24 protein-coding genes and 1 pseudogene are annotated in these 19,325 nt (G+C 51.1%); 13 read left to right on the top strand and 12 right to left on the bottom strand.

Annotation, left to right across the window (positions count from 1 at the left end; genetic code table 11):
- Positions 1–31 precede the first annotated feature (31 nt).
- The 3 genes from acpS (at position 32) to OXG10_04830 (ending at position 2,804) form a co-directional block, all read left to right on the top strand.
- Complete coding sequence (acpS, locus tag OXG10_04840) at positions 32–409, top strand: holo-ACP synthase (protein MCY3826690.1); 378 nt, start codon at positions 32–34, stop codon at positions 407–409.
- A gap of 111 nt (positions 410–520) precedes the next feature.
- The gene (locus OXG10_04835) at positions 521–1,795 is read left to right on the top strand and encodes a Mur ligase family protein (protein MCY3826689.1); all 1,275 of its coding nucleotides are present in this window, start codon (positions 521–523) and stop codon (positions 1,793–1,795) included.
- Positions 1,770–2,804 (top strand): histone deacetylase, encoded by a 1,035-nt coding sequence (locus tag OXG10_04830; protein MCY3826688.1) that lies wholly within the window; start codon positions 1,770–1,772, stop codon positions 2,802–2,804. Before OXG10_04835 ends, OXG10_04830 begins: the two co-directional genes overlap by 26 nt.
- Positions 2,805–2,829: 25 nt before the next feature.
- On the opposite strand, the gene OXG10_04825 is transcribed toward OXG10_04830, so the two are convergent.
- From OXG10_04825 to rpe, 4 genes are all read right to left on the bottom strand, one after another.
- Positions 2,830–3,096 (bottom strand): hypothetical protein, encoded by a 267-nt coding sequence (locus OXG10_04825; protein MCY3826687.1) that lies wholly within the window; start codon positions 3,094–3,096, stop codon positions 2,830–2,832.
- A gap of 117 nt (positions 3,097–3,213) precedes the next feature.
- Entirely contained in the window at positions 3,214–3,981 is a 768-nt protein-coding gene (locus OXG10_04820) for an ATP-binding protein (GenBank protein MCY3826686.1), read from the bottom strand.
- Positions 3,982–4,039: 58 nt separating this feature from the next.
- Complete coding sequence (locus OXG10_04815; GenBank protein ID MCY3826685.1) at positions 4,040–4,696, bottom strand: hypothetical protein; 657 nt, start codon at positions 4,694–4,696, stop codon at positions 4,040–4,042.
- 38 nt (positions 4,697–4,734) lie between these two features.
- Positions 4,735–5,415 (bottom strand): ribulose-phosphate 3-epimerase, encoded by a 681-nt coding sequence (rpe, locus tag OXG10_04810; protein ID MCY3826684.1) that lies wholly within the window; start codon positions 5,413–5,415, stop codon positions 4,735–4,737.
- Between the two features lie 233 nt (positions 5,416–5,648).
- Between rpe and metK the strand changes: the two genes are divergently transcribed.
- From metK to scpB, 6 genes are read left to right on the top strand one after another with little or no spacing between them, the layout of a single operon-like run.
- Positions 5,649–6,797, top strand: coding sequence for a methionine adenosyltransferase (gene metK / locus OXG10_04805; GenBank protein ID MCY3826683.1), 1,149 nt, complete (start codon positions 5,649–5,651; stop codon positions 6,795–6,797).
- Between the two features lie 50 nt (positions 6,798–6,847).
- Entirely contained in the window at positions 6,848–8,104 is a 1,257-nt protein-coding gene (ahcY, locus tag OXG10_04800) for an adenosylhomocysteinase (GenBank protein MCY3826682.1), read from the top strand.
- Between the two features lie 5 nt (positions 8,105–8,109).
- Entirely contained in the window at positions 8,110–9,003 is an 894-nt protein-coding gene (gene xerD / locus OXG10_04795; GenBank protein MCY3826681.1) for a site-specific tyrosine recombinase XerD, read from the top strand.
- 9 nt (positions 9,004–9,012) lie between these two features.
- Entirely contained in the window at positions 9,013–9,675 is a 663-nt protein-coding gene (locus OXG10_04790) for a site-2 protease family protein (protein ID MCY3826680.1), read from the top strand.
- A complete protein-coding gene (locus tag OXG10_04785) occupies positions 9,675–10,448 on the top strand; it encodes a segregation/condensation protein A (GenBank protein ID MCY3826679.1) in 774 nt (257 codons plus the stop codon). The genes OXG10_04790 and OXG10_04785 overlap by 1 nt, the downstream gene beginning before the upstream one ends.
- Positions 10,438–10,989 (top strand): SMC-Scp complex subunit ScpB, encoded by a 552-nt coding sequence (scpB, locus tag OXG10_04780; protein MCY3826678.1) that lies wholly within the window; start codon positions 10,438–10,440, stop codon positions 10,987–10,989. The genes OXG10_04785 and scpB overlap by 11 nt, the downstream gene beginning before the upstream one ends.
- Positions 10,990–11,112: 123 nt before the next feature.
- On the opposite strand, the gene OXG10_04775 is transcribed toward scpB, so the two are convergent.
- From OXG10_04775 to OXG10_04750, 6 genes and pseudogenes are all read right to left on the bottom strand, one after another.
- A complete protein-coding gene (locus OXG10_04775) occupies positions 11,113–11,523 on the bottom strand; it encodes a type II toxin-antitoxin system VapC family toxin (protein MCY3826677.1) in 411 nt (136 codons plus the stop codon).
- Positions 11,520–11,759 (bottom strand): type II toxin-antitoxin system VapB family antitoxin, encoded by a 240-nt coding sequence (gene vapB, locus OXG10_04770; protein ID MCY3826676.1) that lies wholly within the window; start codon positions 11,757–11,759, stop codon positions 11,520–11,522. Before vapB ends, OXG10_04775 begins: the two co-directional genes overlap by 4 nt.
- Positions 11,760–11,913: 154 nt before the next feature.
- Positions 11,914–12,188, bottom strand: a pseudogene (locus OXG10_04765) (transcriptional regulator).
- Positions 12,189–12,249: 61 nt separating this feature from the next.
- Positions 12,250–12,678, bottom strand: a complete 429-nt coding sequence (gene ybeY / locus OXG10_04760) for an rRNA maturation RNase YbeY (GenBank protein ID MCY3826675.1) — start codon at positions 12,676–12,678, stop codon at positions 12,250–12,252.
- A 12-nt stretch (positions 12,679–12,690) separates the two neighbouring features.
- Positions 12,691–13,572: a phosphatidate cytidylyltransferase gene (locus OXG10_04755; GenBank protein ID MCY3826674.1), complete on the bottom strand. Its 882-nt coding sequence runs from the start codon at positions 13,570–13,572 to the stop codon at positions 12,691–12,693.
- A gap of 205 nt (positions 13,573–13,777) precedes the next feature.
- Positions 13,778–14,593, bottom strand: a complete 816-nt coding sequence (locus OXG10_04750; GenBank protein ID MCY3826673.1) for a ThiF family adenylyltransferase — start codon at positions 14,591–14,593, stop codon at positions 13,778–13,780.
- Between the two features lie 304 nt (positions 14,594–14,897).
- On the opposite strand from OXG10_04750, the gene OXG10_04745 reads away from it, so the two are divergent.
- Positions 14,898–15,062: a hypothetical protein gene (locus OXG10_04745; protein ID MCY3826672.1), complete on the top strand. Its 165-nt coding sequence runs from the start codon at positions 14,898–14,900 to the stop codon at positions 15,060–15,062.
- Positions 15,063–15,529: 467 nt separating this feature from the next.
- On the opposite strand, the gene OXG10_04740 is transcribed toward OXG10_04745, so the two are convergent.
- Positions 15,530–16,231: a multiubiquitin domain-containing protein gene (locus OXG10_04740; protein MCY3826671.1), complete on the bottom strand. Its 702-nt coding sequence runs from the start codon at positions 16,229–16,231 to the stop codon at positions 15,530–15,532.
- Positions 16,232–16,352: 121 nt separating this feature from the next.
- On the opposite strand from OXG10_04740, the gene OXG10_04735 reads away from it, so the two are divergent.
- The 3 genes from OXG10_04735 to OXG10_04725 all read left to right on the top strand — a co-directional run bounded on the left by OXG10_04735 (position 16,353) and on the right by OXG10_04725 (position 18,558).
- Positions 16,353–16,700 carry a helix-turn-helix transcriptional regulator gene (locus tag OXG10_04735; GenBank protein ID MCY3826670.1) on the top strand — a complete coding sequence of 116 codons (348 nt, stop codon included), beginning with the start codon at positions 16,353–16,355 and terminating at the stop codon, positions 16,698–16,700.
- Complete coding sequence (locus OXG10_04730; GenBank protein ID MCY3826669.1) at positions 16,697–17,614, top strand: hypothetical protein; 918 nt, start codon at positions 16,697–16,699, stop codon at positions 17,612–17,614. The genes OXG10_04735 and OXG10_04730 overlap by 4 nt, the downstream gene beginning before the upstream one ends.
- A 224-nt stretch (positions 17,615–17,838) precedes the next feature.
- A complete protein-coding gene (locus OXG10_04725) occupies positions 17,839–18,558 on the top strand; it encodes a formyltransferase family protein (protein ID MCY3826668.1) in 720 nt (239 codons plus the stop codon).
- Positions 18,559–18,560: 2 nt separating this feature from the next.
- Here OXG10_04725 and OXG10_04720 read toward each other — a convergent pair.
- The coding region (locus OXG10_04720; protein ID MCY3826667.1) for a deoxyribonuclease IV at positions 18,561–19,325 on the bottom strand (765 nt) is incomplete at its 5' end.

Raw genomic sequence — 19,325 nt, 5'->3', positions numbered from 1 at the left:
TTCTCTACAGCAGGGCATAAGGCAAAAAGAGATGGTTTCAGGCATAGGCATCGATATGGTTCGTAACAGTCGCATAGAGAACCTTATTGAGAGGTGGGGGGAGAAATTCCTTCGAAAAGTCTTCACCGATGATGAACTCGCGCAAAATGGTGACGGCAAAAACAGAAACATAAGCTATGCCGCCAACTACGCGGTCAAGGAAGCCTTCGTGAAGGCGCTAGGCACCGGGTTCAGACGGGGAATAAAATTTCACAACATAGCGGTCAAGCGCAACGAGCTTGGAAAACCCTTCATAGACCTCAGGGGAAGCACAAAGGAAATCGCTGAACAAAGGGGCCTGACCCGAATTCATACCACCATATCACACGACGGGGAATACTCCGTCGCCGTAGTTATACTTGAGGACTGATCACCCAAACTCGGATCTCCGTCCCGCCCTTGCGGATTCGAAAAAAACGCTCCTGCAACCTAGGAGGGATATCAAGCCGGCATGTGCTATCTTTAACCCTGTAGGCCCAAAATGTTTGAGAATCTGAAAAAACTCCGCCTAAAGGGAGTGGACAGCGTAAAACCGGAGCTCGGCAGAATCACCGCGGTTCTTGAAGAACTGGGGTTTCCTCACAGGAAAAAGGATTACGTCGCCGTTGCCGGAACTAACGGCAAGGGGTCCGTGGCGGCCTGTATCGCGTCAATATTCGAGGTGAACGGCTATCGCGCAGGTCTCTTTACCTCCCCTCACCTGATCAACGTCACGGAAAGAATAAAAGTAGACGGAGAGGAAATAACCTGGGAGCAGCTCGAAGAAACCCTCGGCACGGTTTTTGCCGCCTGCGCCAGAATTGGCGTGGAGCTCAGTTATTTCGAAACGCTCACGGCAGCCGCATTTCTTCATTTCAACGGCAAGTCAATAGATGTAGGCGTGCTTGAAGTAGGAATGGGCGGGAGATGGGACTCGACAAACGTATGCGATCACCTGGCAGGCGTCATAACGAACGTGTCCTTTGACCACACCGAATACCTGGGAAACACTTTGGGTGAGATTGCCGGGGAAAAAGCCGGAATAATCAAAAAAAACGGTCTCGTGGTGACAGGATGCACGGGCGAAGCCCTCTCGGTAATCGAGCGCAGGGTCCGGGAGAACTCCTCAACATGCCACAGAATCGGAGCAGAGTTCACTTACGGGGAAAAAGAAGATCTGAGCTTCGATTACATGGGGCCCAGGTGGAACATTCCGGGACTCAGAATCTCCCTCGCGGGCACGCACCAGGTGGAAAACGCCGTTATATCCATAGCGGCAGCCGAGTTGCTGACAATGCATACCCGCTACAAAACGGACCCGGAAAAAATAAAAGAGGCTCTTGCGGGAGTCAGCCTGGGGGGGCGAATGGAATACTTGAACAGGGAAACTCCCGTTATAATCGACGGCGCGCACAACCTCGCCGCGGGGGAGAACCTTGTTAAGTCCCTTGAGTTTTATCATCCGGGGAAAAAATTCAATTTCCTGATAACGATGCTTGAGAACAAAGACATCGGAGGATTCACCGAGACGCTCTCCCGCGTTTCGGGAAAACTGATCATAACGGAACTTGCCGGAGTCAAGAAGTCTTTGGGAACGGAAAAAATTCTGGCGCTTACCCGGGGACAGTTCGACTCGGTCGAGACGGTAAAAGACCCTCTGGAGGCATATGAAAAGCTTCTTAGCTACGGAGAAGCAGCTTGTGTTTGTGGTTCCTTTTACCTGATAGGTTATCTTAAAGAGACGATCCAAAATGAAGAGACTCTCGATAGTAAGTAACGATCTTTTCCTGGCTCACCAGAACCCTCCCGGACATCCGGAGTGTCCGGAAAGACTGACCAGCATTCTGGGAGCGCTTGAGAGTTCGGGTCTTATGGAGAAAACGGTTTCCGCCGACACAAGGCCCGCGACGGAGGAAGAGATCACTCTCGTACACAGCAAGCCCTATTTCGATATGGTCAAAAGCACCTCCGGCAAGGAGTTCTCGCAGCTTGATGCCGACACCTCTACGTGCGAAGTTTCTTTTGACGCCGCGCTTGCGGGTTCCGGGGGGCTTATATGCTCGGTAAACGATATTCTTTCAGGGAAAATCGATACCGCGTTCGTACTCCCCCGTCCTCCCGGACATCACGCTGAACACGACAGGGCGATGGGGTTCTGCCTGTTTAATCACATGGCGGTCGCCGGGGCCCACCTGTTGGCCAACTGCGGTCTTGAAAGAGTCCTGATCATAGACTGGGACGTGCACCACGGGAACGGCACCCAGCATATCTTCTATGATTCAAGCAGTGTGCTCTTCTTTTCTGTGCACCAGTTCCCGTTTTACCCCGGCACAGGAAGCTTAAAGGAACTCGGATACAAAGAGGGACTTGGGTACACGGTTAACGTCCCCTGCCCCGCGATGCTGGGAGATGAAGATTACCTCAGAATCTTCGCCGAGATACTCGAACCCGTGGTGGAACAGTATTCCCCGGAATTCATTCTCATCTCCGCGGGCTTTGACGCTTACCAGATCGATCCGCTGGGAGGAATGCTGGTTACCTCGGAAGGTTTCGCCAGGCTTACAAGATTCGTTATGCGACTCGCCGAGAGACACTGCGGTGGAAATATCGCCTTTTTGCTTGAGGGCGGCTACAACACGGCGGAGATGGGACTGATCATGAAGTCGGTCATAGAGGAGATACTCGATCTTAAAACATCGGATACCGGTTTTGATCCCAAGCGGACAACCTGCGAACATACCGTCTCGGAAATCAGAAGAATTTATTCGAAATATTGGAACTTTTAGATCAGGCAGTGGCAGTGGTATAACTCTAAAGGTTCAGTTCTTCCTTGAGTTCAGAAAAGGAAACCGATTTTTCCCCTGAGGCCATAAATTCCTTGTAAGCTTCGGCAGCCTCTTCATGGTCCTCCAAATTCTCCAGCCTAGCCATCAAAAACAGTTCCAATCCCTTCCTTAAGTAATAGCTTTTTGGCCTTTCCTCCGCTTTCGATACCTTGCCCAGTATTTCGGCAATTTCAGCAGGAACCTTCACGGAGATATTTACCATGCCTGATGACCTGTCCTTCATCTTTCCCATAACATCACCTCCGCCACTAAAGAAAAACAAACATCAATAATCCCCACAATAAATTCTTATTGAAACCATGCCGGCGTGACGATAGCTTCCAATCTCCCGGTTGAACCGGGCGACATCTTACGAGGAGATTTCGCTTTTCCTGTAATCGCTTCCCTCGATGAAAAGCGGGGTGCACATCTCATAAAGCCTTGAAGCTATCCTCTCCCCCACCCTGTCCTCAAGTATTTCCGTTTTTTTATTCCTGGATTTATTGGGCAGTGACTCCCTGGCCACATAATTGGTGGTAACAAGAGTCTTCTTTGAGGAGTTGTAACGCTTGGAGATAAGCTGATCGAGGATGTTCTGCTCCCATTCGGAACTCTTGCCTTTCCCCATCTCGTCTATAACCAGAATTTCCGCGCTTATTAGCGGTCCTATTATCTCGTTTTCGGGAATTCCCTCGGAATACGCCTTCCGCAGGTCTCCAAGCAGAAAGAAGAAATCGGTAAACACGCATTCAACGGCTTTCTGAAGCGTAAGCTCCGCTATGGCCCCTACTGCCAGGCGTGTTTTGGCAAGCCCGGGACCTCCCATAAGCAGAAAGCCTTTTTCCTCCGGGTACTTGTCGACAAACGACTTCACGTAGGTCATTGCCTCAAACTGGCTGTTGTCACGGGGGTCTATATCGTCTGACTGAAGAACGCCGGCGTACTTTGAAGGAATCTTCGCGTTGTTGTACCTTCTGACCTTAAGCCTCACCATTCCGCAGAGCCCGCAGCGCTCAAGATACCTGTAGCCTCTTTCATTCACCAAAAATACCGTTCCGGTCCCCCCGCAGTCACTGCATTCGGAAACGCAGTCGCAGACCTCCGCGCGGGCGTACTGACCGTTCTCAGGTGAGATCATGTACCCACCGCCGGAACATTTTCGACAATCCATAATGATCCGTTTTCTTCTGGCCATGTTACTTCATCGTGAAAACATTATTTATGCCGAGAGTCTCGCATACGATTTCATCCCTGAAGGCGTTAAGGGTCTTTCTCCTGGCATCCTCGTCGTAGAGTTTCGCCTTGGCGGGAATCCTGCTCAGCGCGGCATCGGTTATCTGCTTTTGCCTCTCGGCGGAAAGACCTGAGAAAACACCCCCCATGAAATCCCGCCACAACAAATCAAACTGTTTGTATATGTTAGCGGACCCCGCGCCGTCCGTCTCTCCAACCCTGCGCCTGAGTTCCTCGTATTTCCCCCGTATATCCTCTCTTTTTTCCTCAACTATGATCCTGTCAAGCCTCTTTAGGACCTGTTCTATTATACTGCTTCTCGTAAAAGCGGCGTTCCGGGGTGTTGCCTGTTTCGATTCCCGTTCTACCGAATGCGTTCTCAGGTAATCCTCAATTTCATGCCTTAGGTTAAAAAGCCCCCTCGGCTCCTGGGCTCCCCTCTGCCTCTTTTGCTCAAAGCCGTAGGCTATAGCCTTAATTACCATTTCCTTTGAGACTGATCTTTCGCCAAGTTCCCTTATAAAACTGTAGTCCCTGGCTGAAAGCATAAGGCCCTTTCCCGCAAGCCCGAGAAAATACCGCTCTATGTCGGCTATGTAGTTTCGCTCTTGAGACTTCATCTTCCCCCGGAAAAACACGTAGCCCTCGGGTCTGGCCCCTACTCCATCATCTCGCGCATGGCCGACATCGTATCGGCATAGTTTTCCGTCTTGTATATTCCGGACCCCGTTACCACTATGTCCGCTCCGGCCTCGATCACTTCCCTTATGTTCCCGAGATTTATCCCGCCGTCAGCTTCAATAAGCGGCTTCTTTCCATCTCCATCCATCTTGTCAAGAAGAGACCTCAGGTCTCTTATTTTCGACAGCATCTCGGGAATGAATTTCTGACCCCCGAATCCCGGCTCCACGGTCATTATCACTATCACGTCTATAAGCTCCATCAGCTTTTCCTCGATCACGCCGATCGGGGTTGCGGGGTTAAGGGCCACCCCGGTCATAACCCCTCTCCACCTTATGGATGAGAGGGCGCTGTAGAGAAGGTTGCAGGCCTCCATCTGGACCGTGACAATTTTCACGTGAGGAGAACCCGCGTCTATGAATTTCTCCGTGAATTTCTCGGGACTATCGATCATCAGGTGTATATCCATCTGGGGAGGCGATTCCATCCGGGCAATCGCCTCCACTATGGGTATTCCTATGCTTATGTTCGGAACGAAATGCCCGTCCATCACGTCCACGTGTATAAGATCGGCGCCCGCCTCGCAAACGGCGGTCACCTCGTCTTCGAGGCGAAGATAGTCGCACGAGAGTATTGAAGGAGCCAGGAGTTTCTTCATTTCATTTTCTCCGCAGGGTGCAAGTGGGATTTTTTTGTATTTTACCCGAACAACGGCAAAAACCCACGCGCCTCCACATGGATCAGGCAACCATAATACCAGTTCAAGCACCCTGTTCAGTTGAAAAACCGGCGGGAGCAACACACCACCAAGGAACCCGCAGCGGCAAAGCAACGGCCCGTTTGACAGGAAAACCAGAATAATTATATTACTTGCACTTTTGAGGTCGCCTAATGTCCCCTAAAAACTTTATATTCACCTCGGAATCCGTAACGGAAGGCCATCCTGACAAGATTGCGGATCAGATATCAGACGCGATACTAGACGCCATGATCGAGCAGGATCCAGGCAGCAGGGTCGGGTGCGAAACACTGATCACAACCGGCCTCGTGGTGATCTCCGCCGAGATAACGACAAAAGCCCAAGTCGACATACGGCAGATAGCAAGGGACACGATAAGAGAGATCGGCTATACGGACAGCGCGATGGGATTTGACGCGGATACCTGTTCGGTCCTCCTAACGATCGACAGGCAGTCCCCGGACATAGCGCTTGGAGTCGACAAGAAAGGAGCCGGCGACCAGGGGCTCATGTTCGGCTACGCGTGCGATGAGACCCCGGAATTCATGCCCTCCCCCATACTCTATGCCCATAATCTGGCAAAGCGCCTCTCCGAGGTAAGAAAAGACGGCACCCTGCCGTTTCTGAGGCCAGACGGAAAAAGCCAGGTCACCTTCAGGTATGAGGACGGGAAACCGGTCGGAGTGGACGCGGTAGTCATATCATCGCAGCACTCAAAGGAAGTCTCGCGCGGTGACCTAATGGAGGGAATCAGGGAGAACGTAATAAATCCCTGCATTGGAACTCTTGTTTCCGAGAGCACGAAAATTCATATAAACCCTACGGGGAACTTCGTAACCGGGGGACCCATGGGAGACACGGGCCTTACGGGAAGAAAAATCATAGTCGACACCTACGGCGGATGGTCAAGACACGGCGGCGGGGCGTTTTCTGGAAAAGACCCCTCAAAGGTCGACAGGAGCGCAACCTATATGGCAAGGTACGTGGCAAAGAACATAGTCGCGGCCTCCCTGGCCTCACGCTGCGAGGTGCAGATTGCCTACGCCATCGGAGTCGCGGAACCGGTTTCGGTGATGATCGACACCTTCGGCACGGCTGCCGTGGCGGAAGAGAAGATCTCAGAAGCAGTAAGGGAGATTTTCGACTTCACTCCCGAGGGAATAATATCGCATCTCGGACTAAGAAGACCCATCTACAGGAAAACCGCTTCCTATGGCCATTTCGGGAGAAACGAAGAAACTTTCTCATGGGAGAAGACAGACAGAGTCGCGGAGCTTAAAAAAGCCCTGGAGAACGCCTGAGCCGAAACGCGCTCGGGGCTTCTGACCGCGAAAAAGCAACGGAGGAAAAAATGGATTACCACGTAAAAGACTTAAAGCTTGCCCGCCAGGGAAAACTGAGAAGCGAATGGGCCGCACAGGAAATGCCCGTTCTAAAGCAGATAGAGGAAAGATTCAAGAAGGAAAAGCCGCTTAAGGGAGTGAGGGTCGCCGCGTGCCTTCACGTTACCACGGAAACCGGGAACCTCATGACCACCCTTAAGGCCGGAGGAGCAGAAGCCTACCTCTGCGCGTCAAATCCCCTAAGCACTCAGGATGACGTCGCCGCCCACCTCGTAAAGAACCATAAAATCTCCGTTTTCGCGATAAAAGGGGAAAACACCAAAACCTATTACAAGCACATAAACGCCGTTCTGGCCGCCCGCCCGCACGTAACCATGGATGACGGGGCAGACCTGGTATCAACGCTGCACACGGACCGAAAAGACCTGATAGACGACGTAATCGGGGGAACCGAGGAGACCACAACCGGAGTGATAAGACTCAAGAGCATGGCAGATGACGGAGTGCTTCAGTATCCGATAGTCGCCGTTAACAACGCGGATACCAAGCATCTTTTCGATAACCGCTACGGCACGGGGCAGAGCACCCTTGACGGAATCATACGCGCCACCAACAGGCTTGTCTCCGGCACGACCTTCGTAGTCGCAGGATACGGCTGGTGCGGAAAAGGACTTGCCATGAGAGCCAGGGGACTGGGAGCGAACGTCATCGTGACCGAGGTTGAGCCGCTTGCGGGACTCGAGGCCACCATGGACGGATTCAGGGTAATGACGATGGAGAAGGCAGCGCCGCTTGGAGACTTCTTCTGCACCGTTACGGGCAACATACACGTCATAAGGAAAAAGCATTTTGAGAGAATGAAAGACGGGGCGATCGTAGCCAATTCAGGACACTTCAACGTGGAACTTGATCTCGACGCCCTTGGCGAGATAACGACCTCGAAAAGAGTCATAAGGGAATACGTTGAGGAACATACGCTTAAAAACGGAAGAAGGATCAACGTTCTCGGCGGAGGAAGGCTCATAAACCTCGCCGCGGCCGAGGGGCATCCTTCAAGCGTGATGGACATGAGCTTCGCCAACCAGGCGCTCTGCTGCGAGTACATGGTGAAAAACGGAGGGACACTTGAGAACGATGTTCACGACGTCCCGGAGAAAATAGACAGCCTGATATCCAAGATAAAGCTTAAAACCCTGGGAGTCACCATAGACACCCTGACGGCCGAACAGAAGAAATATCTGAGTTCCTGGCAGGTCGGAACATAAGATTAATGGATGAGCACCTCGATTCGTTCCTTGTGTATCTTACGGTGAACAGGGGCCTTTCGAAAAACACCATTCAGTCATATTCAAGGGACATATCATCCCTCGTGGCCTTTCTAGACAAAAGGGGTATATACGACCCCGCCGCCGTAAGCGAAGACGAAATAGCCGCTTTTTTCGACCACCTGAGGAAAAAGAAGCTCTCCCCGAGAAGCGTGGCGAGAAACATAGTTTCCATAAAGCAGTTCTTCAGGTTCCTTCTCACAGAAAGCGTCATAACCGAGGATCCGCTAAGAAACACCGTCTCTCCAAAGCCCGCGAAAACCCTCCCCCACACTCTCTCGCTTGAAGAGGTCGAGAGGCTCCTCCGGGAGCCCGAGGAAGGCAAGTCCGCAGAGGCGCTGCGGGATCGCGCGATGCTCGAGGTTCTCTACGCCACCGGGGTCAGGGTATCGGAACTGGTCTCACTTGAGCTCAACCGCGTCAATCTTGACCACGGCTACGTCATCACCCTCGGCAAAGGAAGCAAGGAGAGGATAGTTCCCATAGGCGGCGACGCCATCAGGAAAGTAAGGGACTACCTTTCAGACTCAAGACCGAAACTTCTTCGCGAAAGAGCTTCGGAGTACCTTTTCGTTACCTCCAGAACCGGCTCCAAGATGAGCCGCCAGCGCTTCTGGCGAATGATAAAGAACTATGCGCTCGCCGCGGGCATACACTCCCACATAACCCCCCACGTGCTCCGCCACTCCTTCGCCACGCACCTGCTTGAGCGGGGGGCCGACCTGCGGTCCATACAGGCCATGCTCGGTCACTCGGACATATCCACGACCCAGATATACACTTATGTTGAGAAGGAGAGGCTTAAGCGCATACACGAAAAATCTCATCCAAGAGCGTAAACTATAGATATGAACTACGAATTTCTCATAATACTGGTCCCCGTAATCCTTTTTTCCCTCACCATACATGAGTACGCCCACGCGCTTGTGGCCTACAGGCTCGGGGACGACACGGCGAAGAGACAGGGAAGACTCTCGCTTAACCCTCTCGTGCACCTTGACGTCCTCGGAACCCTGCTGCTTTTCATCGTGCATTTCGGATGGGCGAAACCGGTTCCCGTTGACCCGAGGAACTTCAGGAACCCGAAAAAAGACATGCTTATGGTCGCGATTGCGGGCCCCATATCCAACATTCTGACCGCGATTGCGGCGGCTGTGATTCTAAAGGCCTTATTTGAGAACTTCGCGGCCATACCCCCGGGAAGCGGGGCCGACGTTGCAGCGCGGATGCTCGTGTGGTTCATGTACATAGGGATAGTGCTTGCCGTTTTCAACATGATCCCCGTTCCGCCGCTTGACGGCTCGCGGGTGCTTTACGGGCTGCTTCCCGACAGCCTCGCCTACAGGTACGCAAGATTTGAAACTTACGGAATATTCATTCTTTTCGCCTTTTTCCTGTTCGGCGGGCAGTTCCTGGGTTACTTCATACGCGTTCCTGTGGTTATCTTTATACAAATGTGCAATTTCAGCCCGAGCGAACTCGAGATCGTGATCCGGGCGATGAACCCGTAGTGATTGCCGAGAGAAACGAAGAAATGGAAGACCCTCAGTCAGCCTACAGCGTACAGCTCGAGATATTCAACGGCCCGCTTGACCTGCTGCTTCACCTCATAAAGAAACACGAGGTGGACATCTACGACATACCCATCGCGCTCATAACCGAGCAGTACCTTGAATATCTTGAGTTCCTGAAGGACGTGAACCTCGAGATCGTCGGGGACTACATGGCCATGGCGGCCGAACTGGGGTACATAAAGTCGCGCATGCTTCTTCCCAGGATAAAGGAGGAAGGCGAAGAGGAAGAAGAGGACCCCAGGGAGGAACTCGTAAGGCGCCTGCTTGAGTATGAGAAGTACAGAAGCGCGGCGGCGGAACTCGGGGGGATGGAAATTCTCGGAAAAGATGTTTTCCTGGCGGGTTACGACCGCAGGGAAATGTTCGGAGAACCGGAAGAAGAGACGGAATTCGTGAAATTCGACCTCTGGTCCCTGGTGGATACCTTCTCCAAGATATGCGAGGACAGGGAGAAGGCCGAGACAAGGGAAATATCCCTAGCCCCGCAGACTTACACCGTTGCTGTAAGAAAAACTCAGGTAACAGCACCAATGAGAAGGGAAATAGCCGTTCTTTTCGCGCATCTCTGTGAAGGGGATAAAAACCGCATGAAACTCGTGGTAACCTTTCTCTCGATACTGGAGCTGCTGAAAGACGGCATCCTGGATGTTTTTCAGCCGACCTTCGAAGAACCCATAAAGATAATTCTGAGGGAAGAAAATGGACGATAGAAGTTCTCTTCAAAATATAATAGAATGCTTGATATTCGTTTCGAAACAACCCTTAACCATTCAGGAAATCTCCGAGTTCCTGAAGGACGTCGAGAAAGAAGAGATAACCGACGCCCTGAGCGAACTCCAGGGGCGCTGGGAGGAGATGGGACGAAGTTTCATTCTAAGCAGCGTCGCCGAGGGATATCAGTTCAGGACCCGTCCTGAGTATTCGCAATACATAGTCGAGTTTAACAAGGAAATAAAGAAGTTCAGGCTTTCGAAAGCCTCCCTCGAAGTGCTTGCCATAATGGCTTATGAGCAACCCGTTACGAAGATCGAGGTTGAAAAAATAAGAGGGGTGGACTGCTCAAGCAGCGTAAGCATGCTACTTGATAGAAGATTCATCGAGATTGCGGGAAGAAAGGAAGTTCCGGGAAAGCCTTTTCTCTACAAAACCACAAATCTTTTTCTCGAGACGTTCGGCCTTAAGAGTCTGAAGGACCTCCCTACAGTAAAGGAAATCGAGAAAATTAAGGAAGATCTGAAAGAATCCGGATGACTGACACGCCCTACCCCGGTTCGGACTGCCTAGTAAAGAGATGTCGGGCACCTCTTACTTCTTCCCTAGTTGTAAATCAAAGATGTCTCTACGCAACACCCTGAAGGAGTAGTCCAAGCCGGATCAGGCGGGGAACCAGTTTTCCAGCTGGAGGCCTTCCACCTGAGAAAAATGCTTCTGGTTATTGGTGACAAGCGTAGCGTTAATTATAAGGGCATGGGAAGCGATCATCGCATCAGCAAATCCGATGGGGCTTCCTCTTCTGAGCAGCGACGACTGCGTAACGGCAAATCGGTCCGCGCATTCAGTCGTCCAGTCGGCCACGTAATCAAGGCGTTCGCAGAACTTATCAATGCGTGCGTGGTATTTCGCGGACCCGACGCGCTCGGCACCAAACCGCAACTCCTGGTAAGTGATAACTGACATGCAGAGAATGTGGCCCTCAGCGGCCCTGTTCTCAAGGGTCTCCAGAATAGACCGCGAATGTTGCCGCATTATGTAGCTGCAGATATTGGTGTCAAGCATGTAGGTCATTCAAATTTTCCCCGGCTTTCGTCAATCGCAAACAAATCTGGACGCTCTGCCAGGAAATCATCGCCTACCGGTTCGCTTTCTTCATTCAGAGTCAACCAGGACTTGCGTACGGGTTCCAGGATCAGTTTCTGACCCACCTTCCTCACGGTCAGTTCGGTCACTCCCTCAAAAGCAAAATCCTTCGGAATGCGAACGGCTTGGCTACGACCATTTTTAAAGATCTTCGCAGTGGCCATGGTCACCTCCTGTATTGATATATCACAGTATATACCATGTGGCGACACATGGCAATATCGGTTGGGAAGCTTTTTTTGAAGACCAAACGTTTGCTCTTTGGAACAACACCCGCAATGCAGAATATAGTTGTGTTTCGAGCTTGAAACCACATTCTTTTAAAGATGCTAGCGGGGAGGAAATACTCTTAAGACTCGGGGTTCCTCTCGGACTGAGCATGCGCCTCAGGCTCTTCGGGGTTTTTCGCGTAAGAGTCCAAGTTCCTGAAAACCGACTGTTGCGTTAACATAGTCTCGCAGCAATACTCTTGCCACGTCGATTTCATCATTGAGTACGCACTCAATCGCTTCGGTCAGAAGTCCGATGCGGAACTCGGGGTCTCTAATAGCTCGTTCTTTTACAATCTCCCTGAAACTCCGCGTTAATGCCATGACATATTGGTAACTCTTATGGTACTACCTCTGTCAATCTGACAAAAAAATTGCTTGCGCCTTAATCAGCAAGGTAGCTAAGCACCTCTTTCTCCTTCTTGCGCATTGTCTCTCTTTCTTTTTTCTTCTTGTGGTCGAATCCAAGCAGGTGCAGGACCGCATGGACTATAAGCAGACGCAGTTCTTCTTCAACCGTGATCTCAAGCCTCCGGGAGTGGCGGAGGGCCGTCTGGTAGGATATCACTATATCGCCTAGAAGATCGGGGCTTACATCACTTTTCTGCGGAAAGCAGAGAACATCCGTAGTCGTGTCAATCTGCCTGTAACGCCGGTTAAGTTCCCGCATGTCGACGTCGCTCACAAGCGAGACGCAGAGCTCGCTTCGGGCGGAGAGATCAAGATACGCAAGTATTCTTTCAACTAGGCGCACCAGTTCTTCCTTCCCCGGTTCGTCAATGAATTCCTCCCTGTCCACTATGGATATCTCCATTTCGGCCCCTTCTTACAATGCGACGCCTGTCTCGCTCAGGTGAAAGAAAACCAGGGAAGTATAGTATGTGCAAGGAAAGACAAATATCAGGCTGTCGAACCTGTCAAGCACCCCGCCATGTCCGGGAATCAGGGAACCGGAATCCTTTACCCCCGCTCCCCTTTTTATGGTGGATTCGAAAAGGTCTCCCGCAACCGCGGCCGCGGCTATTATTACCGCGTAAAGAACCACCCAGAGAGAAGGAAGGGGATTGCTGAATATGAAATTCACCACGAAGGCGCTTACGACCGAAACAAAGAATCCCCCGATGAGCCCCACCACGGTCTTGCCCGAACTTATATGACTGGCAAGCTTCTTTTTCCCGAAAGCTTTTCCGAAGGAATACGCTCCGGCGTCGTTAAGAAAAGTGCATGAAACCGCAAGCACCACGAGGAAAAAACCGACATCCCCGGGACCCCCGTTGAAGAAACCGTAGTCCCCCACGTCCACGCCGCCCGGGATATTTCTAAGCAACACCCCGTGGGCAAGCATCCAGCCGAAATATATAAGCGGCAGAAGGGTCATGCCCAAGTCCCGCAGGCAGTCGCTGAAATCCTTTTTGCGGAATTCGAGTATTATGGAGAGAAATATCAGGAAGGTGAAAAAAAGGCTCATGAGCCTGAAGTCGAAAAACGCGCTCACGATCAGAAGCAGGGAGATGGCCGTAATATAAATCTTTCTCGTCTTCCGTATGTCGGGGCCCGCAAGCGCGAAGAACTCGATGGAGCACAGAGCCGCGATCAGACACATCAAAGCGAGATAGTACACTCCCCCGTAGTAGAATATGAGAAGAAGAATCGGCACGGCCACGACGGCCGTAACGATTCTCATGATCAGGTTTCTGCTTTCTGTCATGCTGCGTCACACTTACGTGAAATTACATAAAACTAAATGATAGGAAAAGCAATGCAAAACAGTCTCAAAAAATAAACACAACAGTGAAAACACAAGTTTTTTCGATAAATATCGTGCACTCTCAAGTCAAGCAGCGGTACGTTTTCTACCCCGCTGCTGAATTGAATGGACACTTTACAAGCAGGTAAGAGTCCCCGGATGTTGGTTATTCTTGTGCAACAGGGCGCAAGCTACAGTAGTAGCAGTCCTCCTCGTGATCAACAACACGATACAGGCAACCCACATGGCCCCTCCAGTCCTGATGCGCGACAGGAGCACGGAGTTGGGTCACCAACACCATCAGCTCCGTCGCTGCAATCGACGCTACTACCCCATTGACCGTGATTACTGACGGACCACCACCAACCAAAGTTCCTTTGGGCACGCCGTAGATAGTGTCCCGGTCAACACGCTGCTCCGGCGAAGCGTAATACTCTTGAAGCTCATCCTGGTCTAATACCCCAAAACACACTAGGCAGCCCGTAGCCGGCGTTGCGACACAAACCCGCCCGCCGAAAGCAACCTTGTCTTCTTCGGGAATCGTGTCGCTTGCCACATCGATAAGCGGCAAACCGTGTTTGCAGCAAAATTCATTCAGCACGGACCGGGGACCATCGTGGTCAAGACATCCCACAACGATGTCCACCCCCGCAAGGGCATCTCTCGCTTCGGGATCCTCAATACACGCCTGTATCACTTCGATCTCGACCTCGGAGTCAATAAGCTTGCCAAGCTCGCGCAGTATCTGAACCTTGGGCGTCCCGTCCGCATGTGACATCCAAGCCCCAACCAGTCGGTTCCGGTTCGATTCCTCAAGTAGGTCGTGGTCAATGATCACAATTTTCCCAATCCCCAGATAGGCAAGTTCAAGCACCATAAACGAGCCTAAGCCTCCCCCACCGACGATACCAACCGTTGTAGCACACAGGCGTTTCTGCCCTTCGTCTCCGAAGATCTTTCGTTGCCTATCAAACCTATCCATGGTTTTCCCTCCAGAAGCGTTGAGATTCACGACTCGCACGTAGCAACTGCCCAGCGACGACAAGGTCCAAGGAGCCTCGAGGCTCCCGCTCTCGACCCTCCCAGTAGAGAGAATCGAATGCGTCCCGACCAAAGACCAGAGCAACATACGGCCGATCGGGAAGTCGCCACAACATCTGCGGTCCGATGTCTGCCAAGCCATTGCAATCGAAGGGCGAGAAACACACCCGTGGCCCTTTCGTGAAAGGATGTGAGTGGGCCTCTATAAGCGCGGTGTTTGTCTTGTGTGCACGGATGATCATCTCTTGAAGTACAGCGTCGTCCAAATCCAGGTAGTAAGGCGTCTGTGTAGCGAAGTCATCTGGCTTGAGTATGACGACATCAACGACTTCAAGCCTTCTATCGCCAGATTGGGAGGCGAAGAGAAAAGCTCCGTGTTCGCTTTCGTGCGCATACCCTTCGTACACTAGTGCAGAGCGAAGCGCTCGATATTGCCTCTCGCTCTCGAAGTGGAGCTTCCATTCCTTGTTGAATTTAGACACCCTCTTTGAACCTCGTCTCAAACGTGATGACAAAGTTTAGCAAGTTGGCTCCCGCGCGAATCTCCCGTGCTGGAACCCAACGGATGGCATTGCTATCGCCCTGCCAGGAAAGCACACCCCACTGTCCCTCGAATGGTGGCCGATTGCCTGCATCGGCGGCGAAGTTGTCTGGTGTTTTACCGCAGACTTGGGCAGAAGACGCTACATAAATGCCATATGGCACCTGCCCCGGGTGACCAGGCTGTGCTTGGAACGCAACCGGAAACGGGTCTGGAGTCCAACCATGCCTCACTGCCCGAACATCATCTGGGATAAGAAACCAGTCTCCCTGCCGAACAACATTCGGAAAAACCGAGACGATCAACTGATACTCTTCCTCGAGACGGAGTTCACGCTCAACCACGCTGCCACCCGATTTTCTTCGCAAATCTCTTGAGATCTTTCAGGTCTACGACTTCATCCGGCTTGAGTGTGCGGGCCTCGTTTGTGGTCAAGTCAATCTGCTGAACGCCCTGCGATGGATCCCAGCCACCAAGCTCAGCAATCTGCTTCGTAGTAATGGTCTGCTCGAACCACTGGAACTCTTTGTCTTCGATCCAGAGTGGGAACACTGGCCCGGTGCGGAGTTTTTCTACCCCTTTCGTCCCAAGTTTCACAATGTCGTTATCCCGGATGAAAAGATCGGGTTCGTCTCGCCGTTCTAGCCAGATTCCTATGCAAGCGGGATCTGCACCCACCATCTGCTTCGCAATCAACCCAGTCAGTTCGGGAGCACCCCATTCGAAACGTTGCCCGTCGATCTCAACGCGGAAGGATCGGTCGCTCTTGAACACGATGAAGCGTTCTGTTTCTTTCTCGCACAACTCAACTGTTTCGTCCAGTCTGCGCTCTTCAAGCACCCCACTGTCTAGCACCTGGAATAGTAGATGCTCTTCCGGCGGTCTGAAGCCTGCTGCCTCGAGTAGTTGCCGACCCGTGACCTTGGGGTCATCCACCTGAAAGGACTGCTGGAAATCGAAATTGGCTTTAGCCACTGCAACGAAAAATGGTCCTTGCCCGTCATCTGGGCTCTCATATCTATTTTTAATAGATTCCATGGTTTTTCACCTCTCTTAGATTTTCATGAGCAAGCATGATGCTTTTAATTATAAGCAGAATAAATTACCCATCAAGCATTTCGCTTGATTTTTTTGAGCATTGCTGATAAAATGTAGTGTAATGAATGACTTAGCTAGAAAATTAACAGAGCTACGCCAGCTGAGAGGAAAGACGCTTCGTGCAGTAGAAGCGGAGACAGGAATTTCTAACGCATATCTATCACAGATGGAGAACGGGAAGGTAGAGAAACCCCGTCCCCATGTCCTGTACAGACTCGCAGAGTACTACGGTGTCCGGTATGAAGACTTGATGGTTGCGGCTGGATATCTGACACGGAATGATGAAGAACGGCCAGAGGATACAGAGCTTGCCGAGATCCAGCTAATGAGCGCCGGCCTAAGTGACGACCAGAAGAAAATATTGAAGAGATTCATACGCTTCTTGCAACAATCTCAGGAGGAAGATTGAAGATTAATGCCAACGGGAGTTTCATACTCCGTCCCAAAAGCGCTGAGGTGGTATTGAAATACGCCAATAAGGCTCTGCGTGAAGCAGAAGCTGTCGGTGAACTCCCCACTCCGATCGACAAGCTTCTAGAAGCTGCGGGAGTCGGGAATCTGAAGATTGATGAAGATGTTAAGGAGAGTTTTTTTGCTCGCCTAGAAGGTTCCGCAAAACAGGATTTCAAGGCGATGTGGCCAAAAATTCGTGGTATCGCCGACACTCAGGAACGTGTGACATATGTCGATGAGAACACTACTCAGGCGAGAATCCTCTTTGCAAAAGGACACGAACTTGGCCACGAGGTGTTACCTTGGCACACGATAAATCCCTGTTATCTTGACGACGACAAGATTCTGATTGGCGACGCCAAGGAAATCTTTGATGCAGAAGCAAATTTTTTCTCTGCAGAAGTGATATTTCAAGGTGACAATTTCGCTCGTATGGTTCGTGATTACCCCGTGGAATTTGACTCCGTCTTTGATCTTGCAAAAATACATAGCGCATCCTTCCATGCTACAGCTTGGCGCTATGTTGAGGAACAAGATGGAGCTGTCGCACTCCTTACGTATTGGCCAAGTAAATTCAATCCGGAAATTCTTCGTCTAGGTAAAAACGCTGCTTCGCCGAGGTTTCTACGTAAATTCAACTCCATTAATATTCCTCAACAGCTTACTCAAAATCAGGATTGGATGGCAGCCTATTATTCCGGCTTGGTTCATAACGACATGATTTCCCTAGACTGCGCCATAGGTACATTTCGATTTGAGTGGGAAGCATGGTGGAGCAGTTATACTCTGTTCGTGATATTGCGCCACAAACCCAAGCTTCACTTGAACCGTGATTTCGCCGAGAAAATTTCAGTAGGTTCTCAGAGATAGATAATCACGAGAGTACATCTCAAAACACCGGATACACTTCAGATCTGGGTTGCTGACCAAAGTGGGTTCATCTCTACTGAACAAATCCCTCCATTCTAAAACTGGCCATTATGAATATAGATGGGGAAACTCTTTTGCCGTATTGATACTGCATATGGAAAAGAGATAATCTTCATAGGAAACCAATGCAAATAACGCCGCTTTATTCTGATACCCACCGCCCAATGAAAATTCTCATTCTTGCCTCGGGCAGAGGAACAAACTTCGAGAAAATACACTCAACGCAGATGGAGCTTGAGCAAAATGGCGGAAAAAATTATGGAACCATAGAGCATGTCTTTTCAAACGACCCCGAGGCCCCGGTTCTCGCGAAGGCGGAAGCGCTTAAGATCGAAACCTCCTCCATAAGTTCCGAGAAATTCTTCGCAGATATTGGGAAGCCCCCTTCGGATGAAGGCGGACGGATTCTTTACGATTCAGCCGTAATTTCCCTTATTGAAGAGGTTCTTGAGCCCGATCTCGTGGTGCTGGCGGGTTACAGGAGGAGATTAAGCCGCATGTTTACCGATAGATTCGCAAACAGGATCTTAAACCTCTACCCTGGGGACACGACAAAGGACTACCTCGTAAGAGGCAAAATCGCGTGCGTCCAGGCGTTAGAGAACGGGGAGAAGACCATAAGATGTACCGTCTATCTTGAAAACAACCCCGAAACAAGGTTCGGAACCGTGATCGCCCAGTCAGCCGATATATCCCTTGAGGGCTTCGCCGTCGGGGACGTGGAGACGATGGAAGAGAAAACCAGAGAACAGGGGGAATGGAAACTGTTTCCCTTCGTAGTCCATGACCTGATCGCAAACGGAAGGGTGGCAATTGACGAGAAAAACAGTATTTACGTTGACGGCCAACGGACAGGCGAAAGCGGTTTTTCTCTCCAGCTCTGAGATTACCTATTTTCGTCTCTCAGCTTCTTAAGAAGCGCGACGTCCTCTGACACCTCGGGAGGAGGCATTTCCACTATCATATCAAGATCCTCGAAAAACGGGTTCCCGATCATAGAACTGAAGCAGTAAATACCTATCTTCCCCTCTCCTATATGTTCGTGGCGGTCCTTACTGGAATTGAACTCGGCCTTGGAATCGTTCGCGTGAACAAGTTTCACCGTTTCGGGGGCAAACGCGGCGCCGATGCTCTCTACCAGTTCCTCTACGCCCTCACGGGTCCTTATATCGTATCCGGAGGCAAACATGTGGGCGGTATCTATACAGACTCCAAGATCGCCATATGCAACGCGCCTCAGTATGAGAGAAATCTCCTCGAAGCTAGCGCCTATGGTATGCCCCTGGCCCGCCGTGTTCTCAAGCAGAAGCTGCGTCGTGCCGCCGTAGTTCCCGAGAATTCTCAAAAGGGAGTCGACCACGTTGTCTATCGCCGTTTCTCTCTGCAGTCCCTTTGCGCTTCCTATGTGGGTCATCATGTATTTCACCCCCAGGGCGCTTGACCTCTCAAGCTCCTCTCTTACAAGATCCACGCTTTTTTCCCTCAGGTCCTCTTTTCCGGAAGCCAGGTTTATGAAATAGGGAGTGTGAACGTAGTAATCGCTTATGGAAGCTTCAGAGCAGTTAAGAAAAAAGGCTTCGAGCAGGCGGTCTTCAAGTTCCGGGGGTTTGCCACCTCTTGGCGAACGGGTGAACATCTGAAAACATTCGCA

Source organism: Candidatus Dadabacteria bacterium, from assembly GCA_026706695.1.
In the GTDB taxonomy this organism is placed as follows: domain Bacteria; phylum Desulfobacterota_D; class UBA1144; order Nemesobacterales; family Nemesobacteraceae; genus Nemesobacter.
Note: the sequence above shows the minus strand (reverse complement) of the source record. Positions and strands in the feature narration are given on the sequence as shown.